This is a genomic window from Metapseudomonas boanensis, assembly GCF_042232855.1.
In the GTDB taxonomy this organism is placed as follows: domain Bacteria; phylum Pseudomonadota; class Gammaproteobacteria; order Pseudomonadales; family Pseudomonadaceae; genus Metapseudomonas; species Metapseudomonas boanensis.
Window position 1 is genome coordinate 1,167,380 of record NZ_CP113889.1, and the last position, 24,391, is coordinate 1,191,770.

At 63.2% G+C, this 24,391-nt stretch carries 26 protein-coding genes; 14 read left to right on the forward strand and 12 right to left on the reverse strand.

What is annotated here, in order from left to right:
- The first annotated feature begins 178 nt into the window (after positions 1–178).
- The gene (gene osmE, locus OXH74_RS05420; RefSeq protein ID WP_375741568.1) at positions 179–517 is read left to right on the forward strand and encodes an osmotically-inducible lipoprotein OsmE; all 339 of its coding nucleotides are present in this window, start codon (positions 179–181) and stop codon (positions 515–517) included.
- Here osmE and OXH74_RS05425 read toward each other — a convergent pair.
- The gene (locus OXH74_RS05425) at positions 514–2,550 is read right to left on the reverse strand and encodes an AsmA family protein (protein WP_375740378.1); all 2,037 of its coding nucleotides are present in this window, start codon (positions 2,548–2,550) and stop codon (positions 514–516) included. The genes osmE and OXH74_RS05425 overlap by 4 nt on opposite strands.
- A 323-nt stretch (positions 2,551–2,873) precedes the next feature.
- On the opposite strand from OXH74_RS05425, the gene OXH74_RS05430 reads away from it, so the two are divergent.
- The 7 genes from OXH74_RS05430 (at position 2,874) to OXH74_RS05460 (ending at position 7,881) form a co-directional block, all read left to right on the forward strand.
- The gene (locus OXH74_RS05430) at positions 2,874–3,197 is read left to right on the forward strand and encodes a hypothetical protein (protein ID WP_375740379.1); all 324 of its coding nucleotides are present in this window, start codon (positions 2,874–2,876) and stop codon (positions 3,195–3,197) included.
- 251 nt (positions 3,198–3,448) lie between these two features.
- Complete coding sequence (locus OXH74_RS05435) at positions 3,449–4,084, forward strand: TetR family transcriptional regulator (RefSeq protein WP_375740380.1); 636 nt, start codon at positions 3,449–3,451, stop codon at positions 4,082–4,084.
- 170 nt (positions 4,085–4,254) lie between these two features.
- Entirely contained in the window at positions 4,255–4,755 is a 501-nt protein-coding gene (ureE, locus tag OXH74_RS05440) for an urease accessory protein UreE (protein WP_375740381.1), read from the forward strand.
- Positions 4,752–5,426 carry an urease accessory protein UreF gene (locus tag OXH74_RS05445; protein WP_375740382.1) on the forward strand — a complete coding sequence of 225 codons (675 nt, stop codon included), beginning with the start codon at positions 4,752–4,754 and terminating at the stop codon, positions 5,424–5,426. Before ureE ends, OXH74_RS05445 begins: the two co-directional genes overlap by 4 nt.
- A gap of 14 nt (positions 5,427–5,440) precedes the next feature.
- Positions 5,441–6,055, forward strand: coding sequence for an urease accessory protein UreG (ureG, locus tag OXH74_RS05450; RefSeq protein WP_375740383.1), 615 nt, complete (start codon positions 5,441–5,443; stop codon positions 6,053–6,055).
- 102 nt (positions 6,056–6,157) lie between these two features.
- Positions 6,158–6,730 carry a HupE/UreJ family protein gene (locus tag OXH74_RS05455; protein ID WP_375740384.1) on the forward strand — a complete coding sequence of 191 codons (573 nt, stop codon included), beginning with the start codon at positions 6,158–6,160 and terminating at the stop codon, positions 6,728–6,730.
- A 236-nt stretch (positions 6,731–6,966) separates the two neighbouring features.
- Positions 6,967–7,881: a glycerophosphodiester phosphodiesterase gene (locus tag OXH74_RS05460; RefSeq protein ID WP_375740385.1), complete on the forward strand. Its 915-nt coding sequence runs from the start codon at positions 6,967–6,969 to the stop codon at positions 7,879–7,881.
- Here the strand turns inward: OXH74_RS05460 and OXH74_RS05465 are convergent.
- The 9 genes from OXH74_RS05465 to OXH74_RS05505 form a co-directional block, all read right to left on the reverse strand.
- On the reverse strand, positions 7,859–8,623 hold the full coding sequence (locus OXH74_RS05465; RefSeq protein WP_375740386.1) for an SDR family oxidoreductase: 765 nt from the start codon (positions 8,621–8,623) through the stop codon (positions 7,859–7,861). The genes OXH74_RS05460 and OXH74_RS05465 overlap by 23 nt on opposite strands.
- A gap of 536 nt (positions 8,624–9,159) precedes the next feature.
- Entirely contained in the window at positions 9,160–10,098 is a 939-nt protein-coding gene (locus OXH74_RS05470) for an ornithine cyclodeaminase family protein (RefSeq protein ID WP_375740387.1), read from the reverse strand.
- A 102-nt stretch (positions 10,099–10,200) separates the two neighbouring features.
- A complete protein-coding gene (locus OXH74_RS05475) occupies positions 10,201–10,917 on the reverse strand; it encodes an ABC transporter ATP-binding protein (protein WP_375740388.1) in 717 nt (238 codons plus the stop codon).
- Positions 10,914–11,789, reverse strand: coding sequence for an ABC transporter ATP-binding protein (locus OXH74_RS05480; RefSeq protein WP_375740389.1), 876 nt, complete (start codon positions 11,787–11,789; stop codon positions 10,914–10,916). Before OXH74_RS05480 ends, OXH74_RS05475 begins: the two co-directional genes overlap by 4 nt.
- Positions 11,786–13,072, reverse strand: a complete 1,287-nt coding sequence (gene livM / locus OXH74_RS05485; RefSeq protein ID WP_375740390.1) for a high-affinity branched-chain amino acid ABC transporter permease LivM — start codon at positions 13,070–13,072, stop codon at positions 11,786–11,788. The genes OXH74_RS05480 and livM overlap by 4 nt, the downstream gene beginning before the upstream one ends.
- Before the next feature lie 2 nt (positions 13,073–13,074).
- Positions 13,075–13,989 (reverse strand): branched-chain amino acid ABC transporter permease LivH, encoded by a 915-nt coding sequence (locus OXH74_RS05490; RefSeq protein ID WP_215371425.1) that lies wholly within the window; start codon positions 13,987–13,989, stop codon positions 13,075–13,077.
- Between the two features lie 374 nt (positions 13,990–14,363).
- Positions 14,364–15,485, reverse strand: a complete 1,122-nt coding sequence (locus tag OXH74_RS05495; RefSeq protein ID WP_375740391.1) for a branched-chain amino acid ABC transporter substrate-binding protein — start codon at positions 15,483–15,485, stop codon at positions 14,364–14,366.
- A gap of 357 nt (positions 15,486–15,842) precedes the next feature.
- Entirely contained in the window at positions 15,843–17,126 is a 1,284-nt protein-coding gene (locus OXH74_RS05500) for an NAD(P)/FAD-dependent oxidoreductase (protein WP_375740392.1), read from the reverse strand.
- 82 nt (positions 17,127–17,208) lie between these two features.
- Positions 17,209–18,699, reverse strand: coding sequence for an aldehyde dehydrogenase family protein (locus OXH74_RS05505; RefSeq protein ID WP_375740393.1), 1,491 nt, complete (start codon positions 18,697–18,699; stop codon positions 17,209–17,211).
- A gap of 219 nt (positions 18,700–18,918) precedes the next feature.
- On the opposite strand from OXH74_RS05505, the gene OXH74_RS05510 reads away from it, so the two are divergent.
- Entirely contained in the window at positions 18,919–19,818 is a 900-nt protein-coding gene (locus OXH74_RS05510; RefSeq protein WP_375740394.1) for a LysR substrate-binding domain-containing protein, read from the forward strand.
- A gap of 199 nt (positions 19,819–20,017) precedes the next feature.
- Here OXH74_RS05510 and azu read toward each other — a convergent pair whose 3' ends face one another.
- Positions 20,018–20,467 (reverse strand): azurin, encoded by a 450-nt coding sequence (azu, locus tag OXH74_RS05515; RefSeq protein WP_375740395.1) that lies wholly within the window; start codon positions 20,465–20,467, stop codon positions 20,018–20,020.
- Positions 20,468–20,585: 118 nt separating this feature from the next.
- Between azu and OXH74_RS05520 the strand changes: the two genes are divergently transcribed.
- The 5 genes from OXH74_RS05520 to OXH74_RS05540 all read left to right on the forward strand — a co-directional run bounded on the left by OXH74_RS05520 (position 20,586) and on the right by OXH74_RS05540 (position 23,372).
- Positions 20,586–21,209: a LysE family transporter gene (locus OXH74_RS05520; RefSeq protein WP_375740396.1), complete on the forward strand. Its 624-nt coding sequence runs from the start codon at positions 20,586–20,588 to the stop codon at positions 21,207–21,209.
- Positions 21,210–21,461: 252 nt separating this feature from the next.
- Positions 21,462–22,049 carry a TIGR00730 family Rossman fold protein gene (locus OXH74_RS05525; protein ID WP_375740397.1) on the forward strand — a complete coding sequence of 196 codons (588 nt, stop codon included), beginning with the start codon at positions 21,462–21,464 and terminating at the stop codon, positions 22,047–22,049.
- 52 nt (positions 22,050–22,101) lie between these two features.
- Positions 22,102–22,533: a DUF3465 domain-containing protein gene (locus OXH74_RS05530; protein ID WP_375740398.1), complete on the forward strand. Its 432-nt coding sequence runs from the start codon at positions 22,102–22,104 to the stop codon at positions 22,531–22,533.
- A gap of 16 nt (positions 22,534–22,549) precedes the next feature.
- A complete protein-coding gene (locus OXH74_RS05535) occupies positions 22,550–22,921 on the forward strand; it encodes a thiol-disulfide oxidoreductase DCC family protein (protein ID WP_375740399.1) in 372 nt (123 codons plus the stop codon).
- A gap of 4 nt (positions 22,922–22,925) precedes the next feature.
- Positions 22,926–23,372, forward strand: a complete 447-nt coding sequence (locus OXH74_RS05540; protein WP_375740400.1) for a GNAT family N-acetyltransferase — start codon at positions 22,926–22,928, stop codon at positions 23,370–23,372.
- 138 nt (positions 23,373–23,510) lie between these two features.
- Here OXH74_RS05540 and OXH74_RS05545 read toward each other — a convergent pair whose 3' ends face one another.
- Entirely contained in the window at positions 23,511–24,359 is an 849-nt protein-coding gene (locus tag OXH74_RS05545) for a mechanosensitive ion channel family protein (protein ID WP_375740401.1), read from the reverse strand.
- Positions 24,360–24,391 lie beyond the last annotated feature (32 nt).

The window sequence follows — 24,391 nt, forward strand, 5'->3', positions numbered from 1 at the left end:
GCCCGCCACACTCCACCCGAACGCTGTGCCAGCCGGGGCTTGCAGGTAACGCTCCGGGCACTTTGCCAGTTGCTGGCCGGTTGCCGTCCATCGTCTGCTCAGGACTCGGGCGAACTCTCCCCACTTTTCGATGTTCCAAGGGCCATGTTTCAGATGCGTTAACCCTTGAGGACCCATGATGTACAAGCAAGCGCTTGTCATGGCTTGTGCCCTGGCATCGATGGCGGGCTGCGCCAGCAAGATCGAGAACCCGACGGACTACCTGACCTTCCACGATCAGCCACTGGTCAGGGACGTAGAGCCCGGCATGAGCCGCCAGCAGGTGCTGATCATCGGCGGCCGTCCTTCGTCGATCGTGCAACGCAGCGTGCATCCAGGGTCATGCAACAACTACATCCTCAACGAACATGGTCACCAGCAGCCCTACCATGTCAGCTTCGACAGCAGCGGCCGCGTTCGCCACAAGGGTTTCATGACCTGCGGCCAACGCGAACAGGCCGAGCGTGACGGGCTCTAGCCCTGCTTGAGCCGCTGCAACAAAGGCGCACAGGCGCTCCCTTCTTCACTCCCACCGGCCGGGGCCACCAGCGCCAGCAGAGCCGCCGCCGGCGCCACCGCAACACCCAACGCCAGCATGCCCGCGCCCCGTACCGCCAGGGGTACCGGCTTCACCCCCGCTTCCGGCCGTTTGAAGGTGCCGCGCACATAGAGCGGCGAACGCAACGAAAAAACCCGCACCCCCTTGGATTCCGGCTCGATGCCAAGGTCGAGCCTCTCGCTGCGGAAGTTGGCATTGCCGTCGATGCGTACCAGAGCGTTTTCAGTGTCGAAGACGAAGACGCGCGGCGTCATCAAACCACTCTTCATCCCCAGGTCAGCCGCTGCGCAGTTGATCTTCACGTCGTCATCACCGAAAAGTTTGCCTACCAGGTAATTACCGACGTTGAGCCCGGCAATCTCCATCAGGTTGCGACTGATGGTGCCGTCATTCACCAGCAACTGGGCTTCGCCGGTGGCACTGCCCAGCAGCGCCGCCACTGAATTACCGCTACCGCTGAGATCGGCCTTGCCGTTGAGCTCACCCAGGCTGCTGTGCATGGACTCCACCTTGGGGAACAGCTGCTTGAGCTTGAGGTGCTGCGCATGGAGGCGGGCCTGACCCAGTAGGGGCGCACGGCGACCGTCCAGGCGGATGTCAGCCTCGAGGTTGCCGCCGGCCACACCAAAGCGCAGCGGCTCCAGGCGGAGCTGGCCATCGTCGAGCCTGACCTGGGCGAACAGGTCACGGAAGGGCAGCGCCTCGCTGTGCAGGATGCGTTTTCCGGTGAAGCGGACGTCGGCATCCATCACCCGCCAGCGGTCGGTGCGGAAGGTCTCTATCGGCAGCACCTTGTCGGCCGGCTGCCGGCTCGTTACACCACGCGTCCGCTGGCCCGCCGTGGAATCCGCTCCGATCAACGGCGCGAGATCAGCGAAGCGCAATTGCTCCGAGGTCAACTCGCCGCTCAGCCGGGGACGTGGTTGAGTGGCGACATAGCGAAGGTTGCCATGGATGTCGCTGGCACCGATCCTGCCATTGAAGCCCCGGTAGTCAAACTGCGCGCCACCCGCCTCGCGCAGGCTGGCGACCAGTCGGCCGTCGGTGGCATAAGCCGGCGTTTCCGGCAGCGTCACCCCAATCAGCGGATAGAGCTGGGCCAGGCTATTGCCGGAAAGCTGCAAGCGCAGGTCGAGGGCGCCCAGCTGTCTGGGATCGGTCAGCGTGCCCACGACGTTGATTCGCGTCGCACCGGCCTTCACTTCAGCCTGCAGCGGAAACGGCAGCTCGGCATCGTGCAGGGCAAGCAGCCCGCCCAGCTTGCCACTGCCGCTCATGGGCAACGCCTTGTAGGTGCCTTTGGCCTGCCAGCCAAAGGCAAAATCCTGTGCATCGGTGCCCGTCCTGACCGCTTTGCCGACCAACTCGGCAAAGGCGATCGGCTTGCCCAAGGGTTCGACCTGGATCTGCAGCCGGGTCTTGAGCTGCGCATCATCCAGTTCGATGCGTCCCTTGTCGAAACCGATGCTGCCGATATCAAGCGTCCAGCCCGAGGGCTGCTCGTTTTCAGCCTTGGCGGGTAGCTCGAAGGTCCAGTTGGCGCGGCCGTCCGCCAGCCGCTGAAGGCTGGCCTGGGGCCCGCCCAGATTAATGTGCGGAATACTCAGGCGTTGCCAGAGCAGCGGTAATGGCGAGATGCGGAATTCGACGCGTTCGAGGCTGACGAAGGTCGCGCCTTTGGCCCAGGCCGGGTTGCCCAGACGGACATTTTCTGCAGCGAAATGCGGCCAGGGCATCCAGGCATGCAGGCCTCCCTCACCCGGCTCGCGTTGCCACACCACCTGCAAGCTGCCCTCGATGGCGAACGGACGCCCCAGTTCAACCGAAACCTGTTCGTTCAGTGCTGGCTTGATGCGGTTCCAGTCAAAGGTGGCAATGAATACCAGCAGGACCATGAACAACAGGGCCAGCGCCAGGGCAATCCTGGCCAGGATGTGGTAGCCACGCGTCATGCATTTCTCCTTGTTCAGGCAGCTACGGACTCGTAGAAACCGACCTGCGCTGCGTCGCGTCCAGTCCATAGCCTATCGACCAGAAAAAGCGCCCAACGACTCCGGCAAACTGACCACCGTCGCAGGAAAATCGAACGGAAGCCATGCCAAGCCACTGATTTGCATAATCTAATTTCGCCCTGACAGATTCGACCGGGGTATTCGAAGACTGCCATCAATGGCGTCGATGTTCTCTATCGCGACTGTTCACTTTTTAATCGACAGGCCATCCGTAACATAGGCCCCGTAGCCAGTTTCCAGCCCCCTACGAGGAGCCTTAGATCATGAAAGCACACGCCCTTGCCGCCCTGTTCATCACCGCCCTTAGCACCAGTGCGTTTGCCCTGCCGTCCGATCCCCAGCCGCTGCTAGGCGAATCCAAGGACGGGACCTTCATCCAGGTCCTGGACCCGGTAGCTGCAGAGGGTTCGTTCATGATCCTCGACCGCGTGGCCGAGGGTGGCGCTGACCGCACACTGGAACGCATCGCTGAAGGCGGTGCCGAGCGCACCCAGGACCGCATCGCTGAAGGTGGTGCCGACCGCGCCCTGGAGCGCATCGCTGAAGGTGGTTCCGACCGCCTGCTAGACGATCAGCGCGTGATCTGACGAATAAACGCTTTCACCCTCGAAGCCCGGCGGACGCCGGGCTTTTTCATGCCAAGTCACAAAACCTGAAGCACCAGGCTCCAGGCCTTTCTCCAACCCCACAGAACCGCAGCTGAAGCCCAGCCCCTGTGGGCGCGAATTCATTGGCCAAGCACGCCGCAGCTCTGCCCATTCGCTCTCCCCAGCAATCGACCTTCCCAAACCCCATTTGCTAGAGTGCCCGCCACCTCTGCCACCGCCCCCTTCCAACCATGACGCCACGCTCCGCACAGAAGCAGCACACCCGCCATGCCCTGATGGACGCCGCGCGCCTACTGATGGACAACGGCCGAGGCTTCGGCAGTCTTAGCCTACGCGAAGTGGCCCGCAGCGCAGGCATTGTCCCCGCGGGGTTCTATCGCCATTTCGAAGACATGGACCAGCTTGGCCTCGCGCTGGTGCAGGAGGTGGGCGAAACCTTCCGCGCCACCATCCGAGAGGTCCGTCGCAACGAATTCGAACTGGGCGGCATCATCGACGCCTCGGCGCGCATCTTCCTCACTGCAGTAGCAACCAATCGTGGCCAGTTCCTCTTCCTCGCCCGTGAGCAGTATGGCGGCTCGCTGCCGGTGCGCCAGGCTATTGCAGCCCTGCGCCAGGCCATCACCGATGACCTGGCCGCCGACCTCAAGCTGATCCAGCGCATGCCGAACCTGGACGATGAAGGTCTGGACCTGGTCGCCGACCTGGTGGTGAAAACGGTATTCGCCGCCCTGCCGGAACTGGTCGACCCGCCTGCAGCCGACCTACCGGCGCATCTCACGCCGGAAACCAAGATCATCCAGCAACTGCGCTTCATCATGATCGGCGGCAAGCACTGGCTGTATGCGGGCAAGCCTGGAAGCTGACCATCCGGCCAGCCTGATCGCCCCCGAAACGCGCACTGCGCACCATTTTCGACCAATCGAACGCCCCAGACACAAGCACGATCCCATTCAGCCCCGCAGCATCCGGCATTGGGCTGTCTTGGCAAGCACCTTGCTCTAGCGACTGCATTGCCCACTGCCGGAACACCGCAATGCTGGTCATCCAGGAACGTATCGAAGCCCAGGAGAGCTGGGATGAAGAACTGCTGCTGACTTTCGAAGCGCGCAGCAAGAGCCGCTTGCGCTGTTTCACCGTCAAGGGCGAGGACGTCGGCCTGTTCCTCGAGCGAGGCCAGCCGCCCCTGCACGATGGCGCCTGCCTGCGCAGCCAGGATGGCCGGGTGGTGCGCATCAGCGCCCGCCCTGAGCAGCTGCTGCATGTCACGTGCGCCAATGCCTTCGAGCTGACCCGCGCGGCCTATCACTTGGGTAATCGCCACGTGGCCCTGCAGATCGGCGACAACTGGCTGCGGCTCCTGGACGACTACGTGCTCAAAGCCATGCTCGAACAGCTCGGCGCCCGAATAGAGAACATCGAAGCAGGCTTCCAGCCCGAACACGGCGCCTACGGTGGTGGCCATCACCACTCCCATCACGGCGAGGCTGATTTCAACTACGCACCGCGGCTGCACCAGTTCGGTGTTCGGACGTGAACCACGCCTGGCAGCTACTTCGCCTGGCCAGCCCGCAACTGCCGATCGGCGGCTACAGCTACTCACAGTCACTGGAACTCGCGGTGGACCAGGGTCTGGTGCAGGACCCAGCCAGCGCCGCGCGCTGGATCGAGGACCAGTTACTGCTCAACCTCGCGCGCTTCGAGGCGCCGCTGCTGTTGGCTCATTGCGTGGCCGCAGCCGATGAGGACTGGTGCGAACTGAAGGCGCTCAACGAATGTCATCGCGCCAGCCGGGAGACTCGCGAGTTGCACCTGGAAAGCCGGCAAATGGGCTACTCATTGCAGCAGCTGCTGGACGATCTGCCCGAACAGGACGATGCGGCGCGAGCCCTGCTCGCCGATCTGGAAGAGCCCGCACTCGCCGTCGCCTGGTCGATGGCTGCCCGCGCCTGGCGCATTGCCCCGCAGGATGCTCTGAGCGCCTGGCTCTGGGGCTGGCTGGAAAACCAACTGGCGGTGCTGATGAAAACCCTGCCGCTGGGCCAGCAGGCTGCCCAACGCCTGACTTCGCAACTGCTGCCGAGCCTGGAACATGCCCAGCGCACGGCCAGCGAACTCCCCCCGTCTCGCTGGGGTAGCGCCGCATTTGGCCTGGCCCTGGCGAGCATGGCGCACGAGCGCCAGTACAGCCGTCTGTTCCGATCCTAGGAGATGCACCAATCATGAACAGCCAACCCCTGCGCGTCGGCATCGGCGGCCCGGTCGGTTCCGGCAAGACCGCCCTGACCCTGGCCCTCTGCCGCGCCCTGCGCGATCGCTACAACCTGGCGGTGGTGACCAACGATATCTACACCCAGGAAGACGCCCAGTTCCTCGTCCGCAACGAGGCCCTCGATCCGGAACGGATCATCGGCGTCGAGACCGGGGGCTGCCCGCACACTGCCATCCGCGAAGATGCCTCGATCAACCTGGAGGCAGTGGACCAGCTCAACCGCCGTTTTCCTGGCCTGGAGCTGATCCTGGTGGAGTCCGGCGGCGACAATCTGTCGGCCACCTTCAGCCCGGAACTCTCTGACCTGACTCTCTACGTGATCGACGTCTCCGCGGGTGACAAGCTGCCGCGCAAGGGCGGACCGGGCATCTGCAAGTCCGACTTGCTGGTGATCAACAAGGTGGACCTGGCGCCCATGGTCGGTGCATCGCTGGAAGTCATGGATCGCGATGCCCGCAAGATGCGCGGCGATCGGCCCTTTGTGTTCAGCAATCAGAAAGTCGGCCAGGGCCTCGACGAGATCATCGCCTTCATCGAGAAACAAGGCCTGCTGACCACCATCTGAGAAATCATCCCCCTCTCCCTCCCGGAGAGGGGCCGGAGCGGGCCGCGTTCGGATGAGGGATGCATCCCGCCACTCCCGCCGCCCAGTGAAAGGAGCCACACCATGAAACTGCGCAAGACCCTTTACACTATCGCCCTGTTCCTCACCCCGGCCATGGCCTTCGCTCACCCGGGGCATGAGAGCTCGGGACTGATGGCCGGCATCGCCCACCCCATCGCTGGCCTGGATCACCTGCTGGCCATGCTGGCAGTCGGCCTATGGGCAGCCCAACAACAAGGCACGGCAAGCTGGGCACTCCCCGCCACCTTCGTCGGCGCCATGTTGCTCGGTGGCCTGATGGGCTTCGAGGGATTGGAAATGCCGCTGATGGAAACCGGAATCGCCGGCTCGGTATTGGCGCTTGGCCTGCTGGTGGCCATCGCCGTGCGCCCGCCGGTCTGGCTGGCCGTGGGCCTGACCGCCCTCTTCGCCCTGGGCCACGGCGTTGCTCACGGCCTTGAGCGGCCCGAGCTGTCCAGCCCCTGGGGCTATGCCGCCGGCTTCGTCACCGCTACCGCCGCCCTTCACGCCGCCGGCTACGGCCTGGTCCGCGCCCTGCCACAGGCTGTCGCACCGCTGGTGCGCATTGCCGGAGCGGTTTCGGCGGGCGCCGGAGTCTGGTTGCTGGCGGGTTGATCCCACATCCAGGCAGTGCCATTTCCCTTGTGAGGGCGAATTCATTCGCTGAAGGCGGCGCGGCTGCCCCCTTGGAAGTCAGACGAGCAGACCTGCGGTCTGCTTAGCGATCGAAATCGCCCCACGGGAACGCCATCCCATCTCACTCGCTTCCCGCTCGCCTCGCCTTCACGTCTTTGTCATAGTCTCCACGTTTGATTCGGCACGCCCGTCCACGTCTTACGGATAAGAACAACATGAAGCGTCTCGCCCGATTTTTTCTCGCGCCCCTTTTCCTCTTGGTCGTCGCTCTGCTGGCCATCGCGCTGACCAGCCGGCCGGCTGAGCATCCGCGCGTGCTGGCCGACCTCGGCAACCACCCCCTGGTGATCGCGCATCGTGGCGGTCGCGGCCTCTGGCCGGAGAACACGCTGTTCGCCTTCGAACGTGCCAGTGACCTCAAGGTAGACATGCTGGAAATGGATGTGCGCCGCACCCGCGACGGCGAACTGGTGGTGCTGCACGATGCCGAGGTGGACCGCACCACCAACGGCAGCGGCAAGGTCGCGGACCTGAGCCTGGCGGAAGCTCAGGCGCTGGATGCCGGCTACCGCTGGAGTGCCGACGGCGGCGAGAGCCACCCCTATCGTGGCCAGGGCATCCGCATCCCGACCCTCGCAGAGGTGCTGGAACGATTCCCTGAAAAACCCAAGGTGGTAGAAATCAAGGTGCCGGATATCGGTCTGGAGGAGCAGCTATGTGACCTGCTGACCGAGCACGGCCAGCGCGACAAGGCGCTGGTGGGCAGCTTCTACGAACGCAGCCTGAAGCGCTTCCGCGAAGTGTGCCCAGAGGTCGCCACCTCAGCGGGACCGACCTCCGTACGCCTGTTGGTAGCGCTGGACTGGATCGGCCTGGGCAGCCTGATCACCCCGTCCTACCACGCCCTGCAGATCCCCGAACACAGCGGCGGTCTGGACGTTGCCACCGCCGGGCTGATGGAGACCGCGCAGCAACGTGGGCTCAACGTGCAGATGTGGACCATCAACGAACAGCCGGCCATGCAGCGCCTGTTGGACATGGGCGCCCATGGCCTGATCACCGATTACCCGGATCGCGCCCTGCAACTGCTCGGACGCTCGACCCGCATCACTTCGCTGAGCGATCGATAGAGAAGCCCGCCCAGGTTTGGCTGACCGGCATCAACTCCAGGCTGTTGATGTTGATATGTGGCGGTTGCTCCAGCACCCAGTGGATGGTCTCGGCGATGTCTTCCGGCTGGATCGCTTCGGCCCCGGCGTAGGTCGCATCGTACTTTGCCTGGTCGCCACCGAAGCGCACCAGTGAGAACTCACTTTCGCACAGCCCCGGCTCGATGTTGGTCACGCGCACGCCGGTGCCCACCAGATCGTTGCGCAGGTTCAGCGAGAACTGGCGGACAAACGCCTTGGTGGCGCCATATACGTGGCTGCCCGGATAGGGCCAGGTGCCAGCGATGGAACCGAGGTTGACGATGCCAGCGCCACGGCCATGGGCGATCAGGCGGGGCAACAGCAGGCGTGTGCTGTAGAGCAGCCCCTTGATGTTGGTGTCGACCATGGTGTCCCAGTCATCCAGGTTGCACTTGGGCGCCGGGTCGGTGCCCAGCGCCAGGCCCGCGTTGTTGATCAGCCCACGCAACTTGTCGAACTTGGTCGGCAACGTGGCGATGGCCTGCTCCATGCCATGCCGGTCGCGGACGTCGAGTTCCAGGGTATGCACATCGGTCAGTGCCGAGAGCTCATCGCTGAGGGCCTGCAGGCGAGCCGCGCGGCGCCCGGTCAGCACCAGCGACCAGCCAGCCTGGGCAAAACGGCGGGCACAGGCCTCACCGAATCCGGAGGTGGCGCCGGTGATGAAAAGGGTGGAAGTCATGCTGTTCTCCTTGCTCAAGGGTAGGCGGAGCAGCCTCCGCCCACCTGCGAAATGACTCGCATAGGGTACGCCATCCGCACGGGGCTGCGGCACGTGGACAGATTTCGACCAGTTCCCCGCAGGCCTCGCCAAACATGGCCCAGCGCAGTTGCTCCCAAGCTTATCCACAGTTTTGCGCACAGCAGTGGTGGACAAGTCAGTGCGAGTGAAAAGTTGTTGCTTTTTTTGCTAAGCCACTGTTTTAGCGGCACATAACCTTAATGATCAATTTTCATACAGGCTGTTGGAGGCGCCCAAACGCGGGAGCTTGCGATAGCCACCCCCAAGTTATCCACAAAGTGCCCCACAGAGTTTGTGAGCAAGGCAGATACCGGAGATCTGCCTGAATCCCCTGGGAGCGGATCCATTCACGAAGAGCCGCAGCACGGGTCCATAGACGCCAGGGAGCGCACGCAACGACCTGCGTCGAGCGTGAATTCGCTTCCACAATGCACCGGGCCCCAGGAGTATCCCGGACAGGCGTCCGGGATACGGATCTACGCAGGACTTGCGTTCGACAGCAGCAAGCGCGCAGCGATCAGGTCTTCCAGGGCAAACCCTACCGACTTGAACAGCGTGATCTCACTATTGATCTGTCGGTGTCCGCGACCGTGCAACAGGTCGCTCAGCTCGAAGTGGATGTTGTGTTCGGTGATTGCGCCATCGGCGATGGCGAAAAGCAGGTCGCCCGCCTCCTCCAGCGCGCCGGCACGGGTATCGACGACGATGCGCGCACGGGCCACGGCGGCGCTGTCGGTCTCGCGCATGGTCGGCAGGAAAGCACCGACCAGGTCGAGGTGGACGCCGGGCTTGAGCCAGTCACCGAGGATCAGCGGCACCGTGGACGTGGTGACGCAGCTGATGCAGTCGGCCTGTTGGGCGCAGGTTTGCAGGTCGGTCGCCGCATGGGCGGGGTAGCCTTCCTCGGACAGTTGCCTGGCCAGCTCGGCGGCCTTGTCCGGATGGCGCCCCCAGATATCCACACGCTCGTATTGGCGCACCACGCAGTGGGCGCGCACCATGTGCGCGGTCAGGGTGCCGGTGCCTACCACCAGCAGCCGCTTCGCATCGTGTCGAACCAGCGAACTGGCGGCCAACGCCGAGGTGCAGGCGGTGCGCCGGGCCGTGAGTTCGGAGGCCTCGAGAATGGCCAGCGGTTGGCCGGTAGCATCGTCGAACAGGGTGAACAATGCAGCGACCGAGGGCAGGCCTTTTTCGCTGTTGTGAGGAAACACGGTGACGAGCTTCACGCCGACGCCCTGGCCCGTCTGCCACACCGGCATGCACAGCAGCGAGGCATCGCCCGGCAGCGCGTGACTCGCCCGCACTGGGGCTTCGCAGGGGTTGGCCAGGCCTTTGCGCAAGGCACCGATCAGCTGTGGATAATCCAACGCAGCGGCGACATCGGCGTTGGTGAAGAAACGCAGGCTTTGCATGGTGAAACTCCTTCGCAGGACGAAGCCCTGTAGTACCTGACTTGCCTCACCCCCGGCCCCTCTCCCGAACAGAGAGAGGAGGCAGGCGGGAGTGGGGAAGGTTCAGTGGCCGCCGAGATACGCGTTGCGGACTTCCTGGTTACCCAGCAACTCCTCGCCGGAGCCGCTCATGCGGATTTCCCCTGTGACCATCACATAAGCGCGGTCGGAGAGCCTCAGCGCATGGTTGGCGTTCTGCTCGACCAGGAAGATGGTCATGCCGGTCTGTGCCAGCTCGCGCAGGGTCTGGAAGATCTGCTTGACTACGATGGGCGCCAGCCCCAGCGACGGCTCGTCGAGCAGCAGCAACCTGGGCCGGCTCATCAGCGCACGGGCGATGGCGAGCATCTGCTGCTCGCCGCCGGACATGGTCATGGCGCGCTGATTGCGCCGTTCCTTGAGGCGCGGGAACAGCTCGAACATGCGCTGCATGTCTTCATCGGCATGGTCCATGCCGATGGGAATCGTGCCCATCAGCAGGTTTTCCTCCACGCTCATGTCGGGGAACACCCGGCGCCCTTCCGGCGACTGCGCCACCCCGTTGGAGGCGACGAAATGCGCCGAGCGGTGGGTGATGTCAGTGCCGTGATAGATGATCTGTCCGGCCGCGGCACGTGGCTGGCCGAAGATCGACATCAGCAGGGTCGACTTGCCTGCGCCGTTGGCGCCGATCAGGCTCACCGTCTCGCCTTCGTTGATATGCAGGCTGACCTTGCGCAGGGCCTGAATTGGCCCGTAATAGACGTCGACCTCCCTGAACTCCAGCATGGGCGCGGTCATGCCACTTCCTCCTCTTCGGCGCCCAGGTAGGCGGCAATCACCTTGGGATCATGACGGATAGCGTGAGGCACACCGTCGGCGATCACCTCGCCGTGGTCGAGCACCACGATGTAGTCGGAAATGCTCATCACCATGCCCATGTCGTGCTCGATCAGCAGTACGGTCAGTTCGTGTTCGTCGCGCAGCTTGCGGATGATGCGGCTGAGCGCTTCAGTTTCGGCCGGGTTGAGGCCAGCAGCCGGTTCGTCCAGGCAGATGAGCTGCGGCCGGGTGCACATGGCGCGGGCGATTTCAAGGCGACGCTGCTGGCCGTAGGACAGCTCCCCGGCCAGACGGTTGGCGCAATCCACCAGGTCCACCACTTCCAGCCAGTAGAAGGCGTGGTTGAGGGCATCTTCCTCGGCCTTGCGAAAGCCCGGGGTGTTGAACACGCCGGCCAGCAGGTTGCGATTGACCCACATGTGCTGGGCCACCAGCAGGTTTTCCACCACCGACATCTCCCGGAACAGACGGATGTTCTGGAAGGTGCGCGCCAGGCCGGCGCGGTTCACCAGGTGAGTACCACCGAACATCTTGTAGTGCAGGCGGCTGGCGAACTGGGCAGGGTTGACGAAATCGGTCGGCTGGAAGGGCTCGCCAAGTACCTTGATGATGTCGGTGCTACCACCGCGGGTATTGAGCTGAATGCGCCCGCCGGTGGCCTTGTAGAAACCGGTCAGGCAGTTGAACACCGTGGTCTTGCCGGCGCCGTTGGGGCCGATCAGCGCGGAAATGGAATGGCGTTTGATCTTCAGGCTGACGTCATTGAGCGCCTTGATGCCACCGAAGTGCATCATCAGGTGCTCGACACTGAGGATGTATTCGTCGCTCATGGCGCTACTCCTTTACGCGGGGCGAAGCCACTGCGGCTGATGCGGATCAGTCCGCGCGGTCGCCAGATCATCATCAACACCATGAGCACGCCGAACAGCAGCACTCGATAGTCGGCGAAAGCACGTAGCAACTCGGGGGCGACGGTCAGGACGAAGGCGGCGATCACCACCCCGACGGTGGAGCCCATGCCACCCAGCACCACAATGGCCAGGATCAGCGCCGACTCGAAGAAGGTGAAGGACGAGGGGTTAACGAAGCCCTGGTAGCTGGCGAAGAACACCCCGGCCAGGCCGGCGGTGGACGCACCGATCATGAACGCCGAGAGCTTCACCAGCACGTGGTTCAGGCCCATGGCGCGGCAGGCGATCTCGTCCTCGCGCAGTGCTTCCCAGGCGCGGCCTACCGGCATGCGCGTCAGGCGGTGCTTGATGTAGAGCACCAGCATCACCACCAGGAAGAGCACGATGTAGATGAACAGGAACTTCAGGTTGGGGTTGTAGGCAACGCCGAAGAACTCGTGGAAGGGCACCCCACCTTCCTTCGCCCGCCGGCCAAACTCCAGGCCGAGGAAGGTCGGCGCCGGCACCGACATGCCGTTGGGGCCGCCGGTGAACTCAAGCCAGTTGTTCAACACCAGCCGGATGATCTCGCCGAAGCCCAGGGTCACGATGGCCAGGTAATCACCATGCATGCGCAGCACCGGGAAGCCCAGCAGCGCACCGGCCATCGCGGCCATCAGCGCCGACAGCGGCAGCACGGTCCAGAAGCCCAGGCCCAGGTACTCGTAGCCCAGCGCCAGGCCATAGGCGCCAATGGCGTAGAACGCCACGTAGCCGAGGTCGAGCAGGCCGGCGAGGCCGACCACGATGTTCAGGCCCAGGCCCAGCAGCACGTAGATCAGCCCGAGGATCACCACGGTGAGCAGGTACTTGGTGGCCACAAAGGGGAAGAGCACCGCCAGGACCACGATCAGCGGCAGGATCCAGCGCAGCCGGCTCTTGTGACCTGGCGACAGCACGTGCACGCCGGAACCGGCGGTCTCGAAGCGCTCGACCATTGCGCTGCCGCGCCCCGACTGCAGGTATAGGCTGAGCAGGAAACGACCGACCATGACGATCCCGGTCATCCAGGCTACACGGGCGAATTCCAGGTTGAAGCTGTAGCCGTCGAGCACCACGCCGACGATGGGACCGAACACGATCAGCGCCAGCAGGCCGGCGATCACCGCATCCACCAGGCTCTTCTTGATATCGATAGGTTTGCTTGCGATAGCAGAGGACATGCTTACACCTTCGCTACATGCGGACGGCCCAGCAGGCCTTGAGGGCGGAAGATCAGGATCAGCACCAGCAGGGAAAAGCTGAACACGTCCTTGTAGTCGGTGTTCACCATGCCGGAGAACTGCGCCTCGGCGATGCCGAGGATGATGCCACCGAGCATGGCGCCAGGCAGCGAGCCGATTCCCCCCAGCACCGCGGCGGTGAATGCCTTGATGCCGATGATGAAGCCGGCATAGAAGTCGAAGGTGCCGTAGTTCATGGTGATCAGCACGCCGGCCAGGGCGGCCATGGCGGCGCCGATGACGAACACGTAGGAGATCACCCGATCGGTATTGATGCCGAGGATCGAGGCCATCTTGCGATCCTGCTGGGTAGCGCGGCACATGCGGCCGAGCTTGGTGCGCTGGATCACGTAGGTGAGCACGCCCATGCCGATGAAGGCGGCCACCAGGATGAACACCTTGGTGTAGGTGAGTTGCACGAAGCCGTCACCGATGTGGAGCTTGAATGCCCCGTCGAGCAGCGTTGGTACGCCCTGCTGGCGGGCGCCCTGGCTGATCTGCACGTAGTTCTGCAGGATCAGCGACATGCCGATCGCGGAGATCAGCGGCGCCAGACGCGTGGAGTTGCGCAGCGGTTTGTAGGCGATGCGCTCGATCACGAAGCCATACACGCCAGTCACCAGGATGGTGAACAGCAAGGTGCCGAGGATTATCAGCGGGAAGGACTCGAGGCCGAAGAAGGCCAACAGGGCCATGGTGATGGCGGCCAGGTAGGCGGAGATCATGTACACCTCGCCATGGGCGAAGTTGATCATGCCAATGATGCCGTAAACCATGGTGTAACCGATGGCGATCAAACCGTAGACGGACCCGAGGGTCAGCCCGTTGATCATTTGCTGCAGGATAATACCGTCCATCACTCTGTCTCGTCTTTTGGGGGACCGACCTTGGGTTCGGCCGGCTCCCGCGAGTGGAATCAGACGGGCACCACTGAATTACCGTGTCAGATCGGGTAGTCGCCCACCCGGCTCAGAACCTGCTCACAATTTGCTACGCGTCGGAAGAAACTGCGTTGGAAATGGCCTCGATATGCTCATTTACAGTTGTAAACTCCGCTTTCTCAGCCACTGCCGCCTTGTTTTTCCATAGCTCGCTAAATCGTCCACAGACCCTCATCAGAAAAGGACTTCAGCAGTTTCCCGGAATACACCGACCGCCCAGACGCGGGTAGCGCCTGGTCGGTCAGCCGAGCAAACGGTTCGCGGCCCTTTCGGAGCACGCGAGCCGGTCATCACTGCTGGGCGTACTTTCCTTTGTCGTCCCACTCGTAGATCACGTAGTCGGAGACTTTCAGGTCGCCCTTGGAGTCCCACTCCTTCTTGCCCATCACGGTCTGTACCGGATGGCCTTTCAGCCATTCGCTGGCCTTGGCCGGGTCATTGGCGCCAGCACCATTGAAGCCGGCAGCCAGGGCCTGCAGGGTGGCATAGGCATACAGCGTGTAGCCTTCGGGTTCGAAACCGCCAGCGCGGAACTTCTCGATCACCGCCTGGCCGTCAGCGATCTTGCGCGGGTCGGCGCCGAAGGTCATCAGAACACCCTTGGTGTACTGCGGGCCGCCGGCTGTGGTGACCAGTTCGTCGGTAACGATGCCGTCACCGGAGAGGAACTTGGCAGTCAGGCCCTGCTCGCGCATCTGGCGAACCAGCGGGCCGGCTTCCGGGTGCAGGCCGCCGAAGTAGACGACCTCAGCGCCGGTGGCGCGAATCTTGGTAACCAGGGCGTTGAAGTCCTTCTCGCCACGGGTCAGGCCTTCATACAGGACTTCCTTGACGCCGCGCTTGGCCAACTGCGCCTTGGTGGCGTCGGCCAGACCCTGACCGTAGGTGTCCTTGTCATGGATGATCGCGACCTTCTTCGCCTTCAGCACGTCGATGATGTAATCGCCGGCGACGATGCCCTGCTGGTCGTCACGGCCACACATGCGGAACATGCCGGACAGACCGCGCTCGGTCACGGCCGGGTTGGTGGAGCCGGGGGTCATCGCGATGATGCCCGCTTCGTCGTAGACCTCGGAAGCCGGGATGGTGGAGGACGAGCAGAAGTGTCCGACCACGGCGATGGCCTTGTCCTGGTCGACCAGACGGTTGGCGACGGATACGGCCTGCTTCGGTTCGCAGGCATCGTCAGCCTTGACCAGCTTGATCTTCTCGCCGTTGATGCCGCCAGCGGCGTTGATGTCCTCGGCGGCCTGGGAAGCACCGCGCCAGTATTGCTCGCCAAAGGAGGCGTTAGCGCCCGTATGCGGGCCAGCGACACCGATTACTACATCAGCCTGTACTACGGAAGAAACGCTCAGAGCGGTGGTAACCGCCAGAGCCAGAAAGCCTTTTCTGAAAATCTTCTGCGACATGGAGTTTTGCTCCTGAGGTTTTTAGGGTTAGCGCTTGTATTCAGCAAGTGGCGTGCCATTAATTCTTGTAGTTGGTTAGCGCCCTGAAAGGCTTATCCCACCTCCTTTTTGCTTATTTTTCTTATTGCAAATCAGTGTCTTACGGAAAAACAAAGAAAACTTGCAGGCACACCAGGAAGCTGCGTGGCATCAGCCTGCCAGCACGATAAGTAACAATAGTCAGGCGGTACTTATTTGCACACCGCCGGTGCGAAAAAGTTACCGTAACGCACTGTTACTGCCCGGTTTTTTTACCCTCCCCATCCTGCAGGAAGTTACCTGCAGCTTGATAGCTTTTCCTTGCAGTATTTTTGCGATCTAGATCACTACCCGTAGGCACTGGCCCGCGTGATAAAGCGAAAAGCCCGCCTCGTACAATGAACTGCGCAACCCCACCGCGGCCACGGCCCGCATCGGCTGGAAGGGCATCGGCAATACTTTTTCGTCACCGCTCAGCAGATAATTCGCGAACGCCTTGCCGACCACGCTGCCAGTGGTCACACCGCGGCCGTTGAAGCCGGTGAACGCCAGCAACCCCGGCGCCGGTTCGTACAGACGCATCAGGTGGTCGGGGGTAAAGTCGATGCAGCCGGTCCAGGTGAACTCCCAATCCACCTTGCCCAGGTACGGGAAGTAGTGGCTCTGGATGCGGTTGGCCCAGGCCCGCAGGAACCAGGCCGGCTTGCGCGAACCGTTGCCCAGGCTGCCCAGCAGCAGGCGGCCATCGGCATCGCGACGGATGCTGCTCAGCACCTGGCGAGTATCCCAGGAGCCTTGGCCGCCGGGCAGGATGCGCTCAGCCTCTTCACCGGACAGAGGCTTGGAGGCCACCTGGTAGTAGTAACCGGGGAAAAAGTGGCGGCGCAACTCGGTCCACTCGCCTTCCGTGTAGGCATTGGAGGCGATCACCACTTGTGGCGCGATAACCGAGCCGTGCTCGGTGACCACGCACCAGTTGACGCCTTGACGCTCCAGGCGCTCCACGGGCGAATGCTCGAACAACTGGCCACCGAGGTAACGCACGGCACGGGCCAGGCCACGGGCATAGCCCATCGGATTCAGCGTCCCGGCGCGGCGGTCGAGCAGCGCAGCGGCGATCTTGTCGGTGCCGGTGGCTTCGCGGCAGGCAGCGCCGGTCAGCAGCTCCACCGGCGCGCCACGGCGTTGCCACTGCTCACAACGGCTGGCGAGGTCCGCCTGGCCACGGGCGTTGTGCGCCATGTGCAGGGTGCCTTCGCGGCGCAGTTGGCAGTCGATGTCGTAGCGGTCAACCAGGGAGAACACCAGCGACGGTGCGGCGCCCAGCGTGCGATTGAGGCGATCGCCCACCTCCTGGCCGAGGCCGGCCTCGATCTCGTCCGGTGGAATCCACAGGCCGGCGTTGACCAGCCCAACGTTTCGCCCCGAGCCGCCGTGACCGGGAGCATGCGCCTCCAGCAGGCAGACTCGCTTGCCCGCTTCGAGCAGGTGCAGCGCTGCGGACAAGCCAGTGAAGCCTGCGCCGACTACGCAGACATCCGTCTTCACCTCGCCATGCAGCACAGGGCCTTCAGGCGGCTGGGGAGTCAGGAATTCCCAGAGACACTCCTGGCGCAGAGTCATGCATGTTCCTTAGGCAAAGCCAGACGATAAGAGCTTTTACCTCTCTGCCACGAGCGGGAGAGGGGCTGTTCCTGCTGAAAAATCAGTCGAAGGTAATGCCCTGTGCCAACGGCAGCTCGTGGGAGTAGTTCACCGTGTTGGTCTGTCGACGCATGTAGGCCTTCCAGGCGTCCGAGCCGGACTCACGGCCACCGCCGGTTTCCTTCTCGCCGCCGAAGGCGCCGCCGATCTCTGCGCCACTCGGGCCGATGTTGACGTTGGCGATGCCGCAATCACTGCCGACCGACGACATGAACAACTCGGCCTCGCGCACATCGGTGGTGAATACGCAGGAGGACAGGCCTTGCGGCACCTCGTTGTTCAGGCGAATCGCCTCAACGAACTCGCTGTAGCCGACGATGTAGAGGATCGGCGCGAAGGTCTCGTGGCGCACAACGGCGCTCTGCTCCGGCATTTCGACGATGGCTGGCGACACGTAGTAGCCGTTGGGGAACTGCTCGGCCAGCTGGCGCTCGCCACCGAAGACCTTGCCGCCCTCCGCACGGGCCTGGGCCAGGGCGTTCTGCATGGCGTCGAAACTCTGCTGGTCGATCAGCGGGCCAATCAGGTTGCCTTCCAGGGGATGACCGATACGTACCTTGGCGTAGGCCGCCTTGAGGCGCTCGACGATTTCCCCCTTCACCGACTCATGCGCGATCAGGCGACGCAGGGTCGTGCAGCGCTGCCCAGCGGTGCCGACTGCACTGAACAGGATGGCGCGCACGGCCAGGTCCAGGTCGGCGCTGGGGGTCAGGATCATGGCGTTATTGCCGCCCAGCTCGAGGATACTGCGGGCGAAACGCGCGGCCACTTTTGGTGCGACCTCTCGCCCCATCCGGGTGCTGCCGGTGGCGCTCACCAGGGCCACGCGCGGGTCGTCCACCAGCGCTTCGCCGGCCTCGCGGGCACCGATCACCAGTTGGCTGAGGTGAGCCGGGGCATCACTGAAATTCTTCGCTACACGCTCGAACAGCGCCTGGCAGGCCAAGGCGGTGAGCGGGGTCTTTTCCGACGGTTTCCATACCACAGGGTTACCACAGACCAGCGCCAGCGCCGCGTTCCACGACCAGACCGCCACCGGGAAGTTGAATGCACTGATCACGCCGACCACACCCAGTGGCTGCCAGGTCTCACGCATATGGTGGCCAGGGCGTTCCGAGGCGATCGTCAGGCCGTAGAGCTGGCGAGACAGGCCAACGGCGAAGTCGCAGATATCGATCATTTCCTGCACTTCACCCAGACCTTCCTGGGTGATCTTGCCGGCCTCCCACGACACCAACTCGCCCAGCTCGGCCTTGTGCTGACGCAGCGCTTCACCGTAGAGGCGGATCAGCTCGCCACGACGCGGGGCCGGCACCTTGCGCCAAGCCTCGAAGGCCTGCGCGGCCTGGGCGATCTTCTGCTGCACTTCGGCCCGGCTTTCCAGGCGTACGGTGCCGATGCGGCTGCCGTCGACAGGGGAATGAACAGCGTGATCACCCTGCTGGTAGAGGGACGAATCGACACCGAGGCGGTCAAGCAATGCAGCAACCATGGGAACTCCTGTCACAGAAAATGGTGGCGCCATATCTGTAGGAGCGAGCTTGCTCGCGGAGCGTTCGCCAGCAAGCTGGCTCCTACAGATCAGAGCCAAGTCGGAATGACACCAGTAATAGCCGCACAGGGGGCTTGCCAACAAACAACCTTTCCTCCACATATCATTCCGGAAATTCATGAAACGGCCTGCATGGCTAACGCGACCTAGAGAAACCCGATGCTCAAACGCCACATGCCTTCGATCACCGCCCTGCAATGCTTCGAGGCGGTGGCCCGGCACCTCAGCTTCACCCGCGCCGCCCAAGAGCTGAGCCTGACCCAGAGCGCCGTGAGCAAGCAGGTGGCGCAGCTCGAGGAGCTGCTCCAGCACCTGCTGTTCCGCCGTGTGCGCCGGCGCCTGCAACTGACCCCCGCCGGCTCGCTGTACCTCACCGAGGTGCGCAAGATCCTCGCCCAGGTGGAGATGTCGACCCACTACATGCTTTCCTACGGCGGCGACACCGAAGTGCTGCGTGTGGCGACCCCACCCACGTTCGGCGCGCGCTGGCTGATCCCTCGACTCAAGGGATGGCGCATGCGCCACCCGAACATTCACCTGGACCTGCGCAACGAACTTGAGCCCGACGCCCTGGCCCAGGGCCGCAGCGACGTGGCCTTTTTCTTCGGCCAGGGCGCCTTGCCCGGTGCCGAGTGCATCCGTCTGTTCAGCGAGGAAGTGGTGCCGGTCTGCTCCCCCAGTGTGATGCCCGCCACCCCTTTCACCGAGCCGACCCAGCTCACCGAGCTGGTCCTGCTGCAGAACGCCACGCGGCCGGAGGCCTGGCACGAATGGTTCCTCAGCCAGGACCGCCACACCGAGCACAGCTACCACGGGCCGCGCTTCGACACCTCCTATATGTGCATCCGCGCAGCCCAGGCCGGCTGCGGCGTGGCCCTGCTGCCGCGCTTCCTGGTGGAGGAGGAACTGGCCGAAGGCAAGCTGGTGATTCCCTGGGACCACCCCATGCCGAGCCGCAACGCCTACTACCTCGCCTACCCCGAACACGTAGCCGAAGTGCCCAAAGTGCGTGACTTTGTGCGCTGGATGCTGGAACAGCTGGACGCTGAAACCTTGTAGGTCGGCGCGTTTTTTGTGCGAGCGAATTCATTCGCCCCTACAGAGAAGCCCAGACATCCCATCAGGAAAAAACGGAATGAATCCATCCGCGTTTCCCGTTTAGCCCGACGCCGGCGCGCAGCCTGGATAGCCCGGATACCGCACGCCCAACAAAAAAGGCCGCGTCAAAGAGCGGCCTTCTCATACTCACCGGGTTCGGTCAGTCGACCAGGGCCAGGGTGCCCTTCATCATCGACACATGGCCCGGGAACGAGCAGAAGAACTCGTAGCTCTCGCCCGCAGCCAGCTTGGCCACGTCGAAGCTCACCGAATCCGTCTCACCACCGCCGATCAGCTTGGTGCGGGCAATGATGCGCGCGTCATCGGCCTTCAGGTAATCCTTGTCGACACCAGCGGTCATGCCCTCGGTGGCGATCGCCTGGGCATCAGCCGTCTTGCTCAGGACCCAGTTGTGCCCCATCACATTCTTTGGCAACTTGCCAACGTGCTTGAGGTTTACGGTAAAGGTCTTGCAGCTCTTGCTGACCTTGATTTCCTTGGTATCGAAGGTCATCTGGTCCGTACCTTGCACATCTACGGAACATTCAGCAGCCAGCAGAGGTGCACTGGCCAGGGCCAGCACGGATGCAACGACGAGCTTGCGAATCATGGGAGTCTCCTTGGCAGTCTGGGCAACCCGCCCAGAACGGGAGACTGCCCCATTCGCGTGTGAGTTCCCATGACCTGTGACAACAGGTCGCGACCCCGAACACAAGGAACCTGCCCCTATGCTGTCCTTCTTCATCGCCGCCGTGCTCCTCGGCTTCATCTTCAACGCGGCACCCGGCGCGGTGTTCAGCGAAACGCTGCGGCGCGGCCTGCGTGACGGCTATCGCCCGGCGCTGATGGTGCAGATCGGCTCCCTGGTCGGAGACGTCACCTGGGCGGCGCTTGGCCTTACTGGCCTCGCCCTGCTGCTGGACAGCGCCGCCGTGCGCTACCCGCTGACCGTGGCCAGCGCCCTGTATCTCGGCTGGCTCGGTCTGCAGTCACTGCGAGACGCTCATCGTCCACCGCAGCCTTTGGGGGAAGAACGCAGCGCCAGCGGCGGTGCCTTCGCTGCCGGTGCCGCGCTCTCGCTGACCAACCCGCAGAACATCGTCTACTGGGCCGCCATGGGCGGGGCGATGGCGGCAGTGGGGGTGGCCCAGCCGACACCGCTGCACCTGGCAGTGTTCTTCGGCGGCTTCATGCTCTCCTCGCTGCTCTGGTGCTTCATCTGCGCCGGACTGGTGGACTGGTTCCGTCGCGCCGCCTCGACCCTCTGGCACCGCCTCACCTATCTGGCCTGCGGCCTTTGCCTGCTGGGCCTGTCCGGGATGACAGCCGTCGAATTGTTGAAGCTGGCCTGAGCTATCGGCTCCATCGAGAGGATCAACGGGCCGGACCATCGGCGTCGCCCTAGCATGGCGGCATCCACCGTTGAGGAGAATCGCCATGAACTTCCTGAAAAACCTGCTTGCAGCCTACGCCGCAGGTGCCTGTGGCGCCGCGGCAGAATGAGCGACCCCGCACGACCGTTCGGAAGCTGACCGTACACACAGCTTGGAGGCCGAGGTCGAAGCCGGTACTCTTGCGCGCTTTTTTCGCTCCAGGAGTCCCCCATGTCCTTGCGTTCCGTCTGCGTGTTCTGCGGCGCCAGCCCCGGTGCCAAGCCGATCTACCGTGAAACCGCTGCCCTGCTGGGTCATACCCTGGCCGAGCGTGGCCTGACCCTGGTCTACGGTGGTGGCGCAGTCGGGCTGATGGGCACTGTGGCAGACGCAGCACTGGCCGCGGGCGGCAAGGTGATCGGGGTGATTCCGCAGAGTCTGATGGATGCCGAAATCGGCCACAAAGGCCTGACCCGTCTGGAGGTGGTGGACGGCATGCACGCGCGCAAGGCCCGCATGGCGGAGCTGAGCGATGCTTTCATCGCCCTGCCCGGCGGCCTCGGCACCCTGGAAGAACTATTCGAAATCTGGACCTGGGGCCAGCTCGGCTACCATGACAAACCGCTGGGCCTGCTGGAAGTGAACAGCTTCTACGACAAGCTCACCGACTTCCTCGATCATCTCGTGGAAGAGCGCTTCGTCCGCGACCAACACCGCGGCATGCTGCAGGTCGGCGGCCACCCATCGACCCTGCTCGACCGCCTGGAAGCCTGGCGCCCCAGCTGCGCGCCGAAGTGGGTCGACCGCAAGCCAAACTGATCAGGAACCGTCTGGCCCCACATGGCTGGGCTTCGCACAGGACTCTGCGTTGATGAAAAAGCTTCTGCTGGTGCTCTTGATCGGCTTCGGCCTCTACGGAGTCCTCGACAAGCAATCGCACCTTTTCTCCCCTGTTGAGCAGCTCGCCCCTGCTGACGGCCAACTGCGTGAAGCCTTCGAGCAACGTCGTAGCAACCTGCAGGTGGAGGGCGCCGGCGTGGTGGCCAAGGTCCTGCGCGATGACCAGAAGGGCAGCCGGCACCAGCGTTTCATCTTGCGTACGACCGATGGACTGTCGCTGCTGGTGGCGCACAATATCGACCTGGCTCCACGCGTCGAGGGTCTGAGCGAAGGGGATGAAGTCATCTTCTTCGGCGAGTACGAGTGGAACGACAAGGGCGGTGTGATCCACTGGACCCACCACGATCCCCAAGGCCGTCATATTGGCGGCTGGCTCAAGCACAAGGGCCGTACCTACCAATAGCGAGGCGGTGACGCCGATGACTGGGAAAGGACGGATCAAGGTCTACTACAACAGCGCCTGCCCGGTCTGCAAAGCCGGCATCGACGGCCAGAAGGGCAAGACCACCGCCTGCACGGTGGAGTGGACTGACATCCACCGGGACAACGCCGCCGTAGGCGAGATCGGGGAGAACCTGGAATACGTCCGCGAACGCCTGCACCTGGTGGACGAACATGGCGTGAAGCACATGGGCATGGACGCCTTCATCGTGCTCTGGCGGCACTCTCCTCGCGAGGAGTGGAAAGCACGGCTGTTCTCCTTGCCGCTGGTCCACGGCCTCGCCCAACTGGCCTACAAGGCCTTCGCCCGGCTGCTCTATCGCTGGAACAAAGCCAAGCACCACTGGTGATCCCATGCCCCATCGTGTCGAAGCCCTCCTCACGCTCACGACTGCCGACCGCCAACGCCTGGTGGAGGTCTGGGAAAGCGCCGTGCTCGCCACCCATCACTTTCTCACCGAGGACGACATCCAGTTCTTCAAACCCTTGGTGCGCGACGCTTACCTGGATTCGGTCAAGCTCGCCTGCGTTCGCGACGGTGAGGGCCGTATCACCGGATTCATCGGTACACACAAGATCGGCGTGGAAATGCTCTTCGTGGACCCGGCGCAGCACGGCTACGGTATCGGCCGCAGCCTACTGCGCCATGCCCTGGATCTGGGAGCAACGCAGGTCGATGTGAACGAACAAAACCCGCAGGCAGTGGGCTTCTACCAGCACATGGGCTTTGAGATCGCCAGCCGTTCGGAGGTCGATGGCCTGGGCAAGCCATTTCCGATCCTGCACTTGCGCCTGGCCTAGTCTTACGCGGGAACAGCTTGTGGGGGCGAATTCATTGGCTATATCCCAGTCAAGTGTTGCAACTGGCTGCATTCCACTCACTCCCAGCCCTCTCCCGACGGGAGAGGGGTTGGCAGGTGCCAGAGAGTATTAGGTGCCCTACCCCTGCGCCTGCTGCACGATCACGGTCTGGGCCGGCATCGGTGCGGGGAAGTCGGCGCCCAGGGCGTCCTTGATGATGCGATTGGTATCGAAATACACCTGCCAGTAGTTGTCGTTGTGGCAGTGGGGGCGCACAGCCAGCACCGGACCGACCAGGTTGAACTCGAGGATCTCCACATCCACCGGCGGGTCGCTGAGCACATTGGGAACAGCTGCAATGCGCTGTTTGAGGACCGCGATGGCTGCCTGGTAATCGGCAGCACCGGACAGCTGGGCCTTAAGCTCAACGCGGCGGAAGGCGTTATGCGTAAAGTTCTGGATGTTGTCGCTGAAGATCTTGTTGTTGCCCACCAGGGTCATCACATTGTCCGGCGTATTGATCGCGGTGGCAAACAGGCCGATTTCCTTGACAGTGCCAGTCACACCCCCAGCGCTGATGAAGTCACCGACCTTGAACGGTCGCAGCACGATGATGAAGCCACCCGCCGCCAGGTTGGCCAGCAGGCCCGACCAGGCCATGCCGATGGCCAGGCCCACCGCAGCGATCAGCGCCGCCAGGCTGGTGGTCTGGATGCCGAAGTAGCCGAGAATGCCCACCACCAACAGGATGTTCAGGGTCACCGTGATGAAGGAGCCGACGTAACGCAGCACGGTAGGATCGACTTTCTGCCGCTCGAGTGAGCGCTGCACCAGGCCGACGGCAAAGCCGATCAGCCAGCGACCGACCACCCAGAAGGCGATGGCGACAAGGATCTTGATGCCGAAGGTGGTCGCGTATTGCGTGACCATGGTCATGAACGCGCTGACCTTCTCCGTACCTGCGTTGACGATGTTCGTTTCATCCATGGCAAAGCACCTGCAGTAGGAAAGTGACCCGG

Excerpts from the sequence above, each read along its gene's own strand:
- azu (WP_375740395.1), bottom strand. The coding sequence starts at position 20,467 with ATGATTCGCAAGCTCGTCGTTGCATCCGTGCTGGCCCTGGCCAGTGCA.
- OXH74_RS05545 (WP_375740401.1), bottom strand. The coding sequence starts at position 24,359 with ATGGATGAAACGAACATCGTCAACGCAGGTACGGAGAAGGTCAGCGCG.
- OXH74_RS05480 (WP_375740389.1), bottom strand. The coding sequence starts at position 11,789 with ATGAGCGACGAATACATCCTCAGTGTCGAGCACCTGATGATGCACTTC.
- OXH74_RS05510 (WP_375740394.1), top strand. The coding sequence starts at position 18,919 with ATGCTCAAACGCCACATGCCTTCGATCACCGCCCTGCAATGCTTCGAG.
- OXH74_RS05525 (WP_375740397.1), top strand. The coding sequence starts at position 21,462 with ATGTCCTTGCGTTCCGTCTGCGTGTTCTGCGGCGCCAGCCCCGGTGCC.
- OXH74_RS05500 (WP_375740392.1), bottom strand. The coding sequence starts at position 17,126 with ATGACTCTGCGCCAGGAGTGTCTCTGGGAATTCCTGACTCCCCAGCCG.
- OXH74_RS05425 (WP_375740378.1), bottom strand. The coding sequence starts at position 2,550 with ATGACGCGTGGCTACCACATCCTGGCCAGGATTGCCCTGGCGCTGGCC.
- OXH74_RS05495 (WP_375740391.1), bottom strand. The coding sequence starts at position 15,485 with ATGTCGCAGAAGATTTTCAGAAAAGGCTTTCTGGCTCTGGCGGTTACC.
- OXH74_RS05455 (WP_375740384.1), top strand. The coding sequence starts at position 6,158 with ATGAAACTGCGCAAGACCCTTTACACTATCGCCCTGTTCCTCACCCCG.
- osmE (WP_375741568.1), top strand. The coding sequence starts at position 179 with ATGTACAAGCAAGCGCTTGTCATGGCTTGTGCCCTGGCATCGATGGCG.
- OXH74_RS05475 (WP_375740388.1), bottom strand. The coding sequence starts at position 10,917 with ATGACCGCGCCCATGCTGGAGTTCAGGGAGGTCGACGTCTATTACGGG.
- OXH74_RS05460 (WP_375740385.1), top strand. The coding sequence starts at position 6,967 with ATGAAGCGTCTCGCCCGATTTTTTCTCGCGCCCCTTTTCCTCTTGGTC.
- OXH74_RS05535 (WP_375740399.1), top strand. The coding sequence starts at position 22,550 with ATGACTGGGAAAGGACGGATCAAGGTCTACTACAACAGCGCCTGCCCG.
- OXH74_RS05470 (WP_375740387.1), bottom strand. The coding sequence starts at position 10,098 with ATGCAAAGCCTGCGTTTCTTCACCAACGCCGATGTCGCCGCTGCGTTG.
- OXH74_RS05520 (WP_375740396.1), top strand. The coding sequence starts at position 20,586 with ATGCTGTCCTTCTTCATCGCCGCCGTGCTCCTCGGCTTCATCTTCAAC.
- ureE (WP_375740381.1), top strand. The coding sequence starts at position 4,255 with ATGCTGGTCATCCAGGAACGTATCGAAGCCCAGGAGAGCTGGGATGAA.
- OXH74_RS05435 (WP_375740380.1), top strand. The coding sequence starts at position 3,449 with ATGACGCCACGCTCCGCACAGAAGCAGCACACCCGCCATGCCCTGATG.
- livM (WP_375740390.1), bottom strand. The coding sequence starts at position 13,072 with ATGTCCTCTGCTATCGCAAGCAAACCTATCGATATCAAGAAGAGCCTG.
- OXH74_RS05430 (WP_375740379.1), top strand. The coding sequence starts at position 2,874 with ATGAAAGCACACGCCCTTGCCGCCCTGTTCATCACCGCCCTTAGCACC.
- OXH74_RS05505 (WP_375740393.1), bottom strand. The coding sequence starts at position 18,699 with ATGGTTGCTGCATTGCTTGACCGCCTCGGTGTCGATTCGTCCCTCTAC.
- OXH74_RS05540 (WP_375740400.1), top strand. The coding sequence starts at position 22,926 with ATGCCCCATCGTGTCGAAGCCCTCCTCACGCTCACGACTGCCGACCGC.
- ureG (WP_375740383.1), top strand. The coding sequence starts at position 5,441 with ATGAACAGCCAACCCCTGCGCGTCGGCATCGGCGGCCCGGTCGGTTCC.
- OXH74_RS05465 (WP_375740386.1), bottom strand. The coding sequence starts at position 8,623 with ATGACTTCCACCCTTTTCATCACCGGCGCCACCTCCGGATTCGGTGAG.
- OXH74_RS05530 (WP_375740398.1), top strand. The coding sequence starts at position 22,102 with ATGAAAAAGCTTCTGCTGGTGCTCTTGATCGGCTTCGGCCTCTACGGA.
- OXH74_RS05490 (WP_215371425.1), bottom strand. The coding sequence starts at position 13,989 with ATGGACGGTATTATCCTGCAGCAAATGATCAACGGGCTGACCCTCGGG.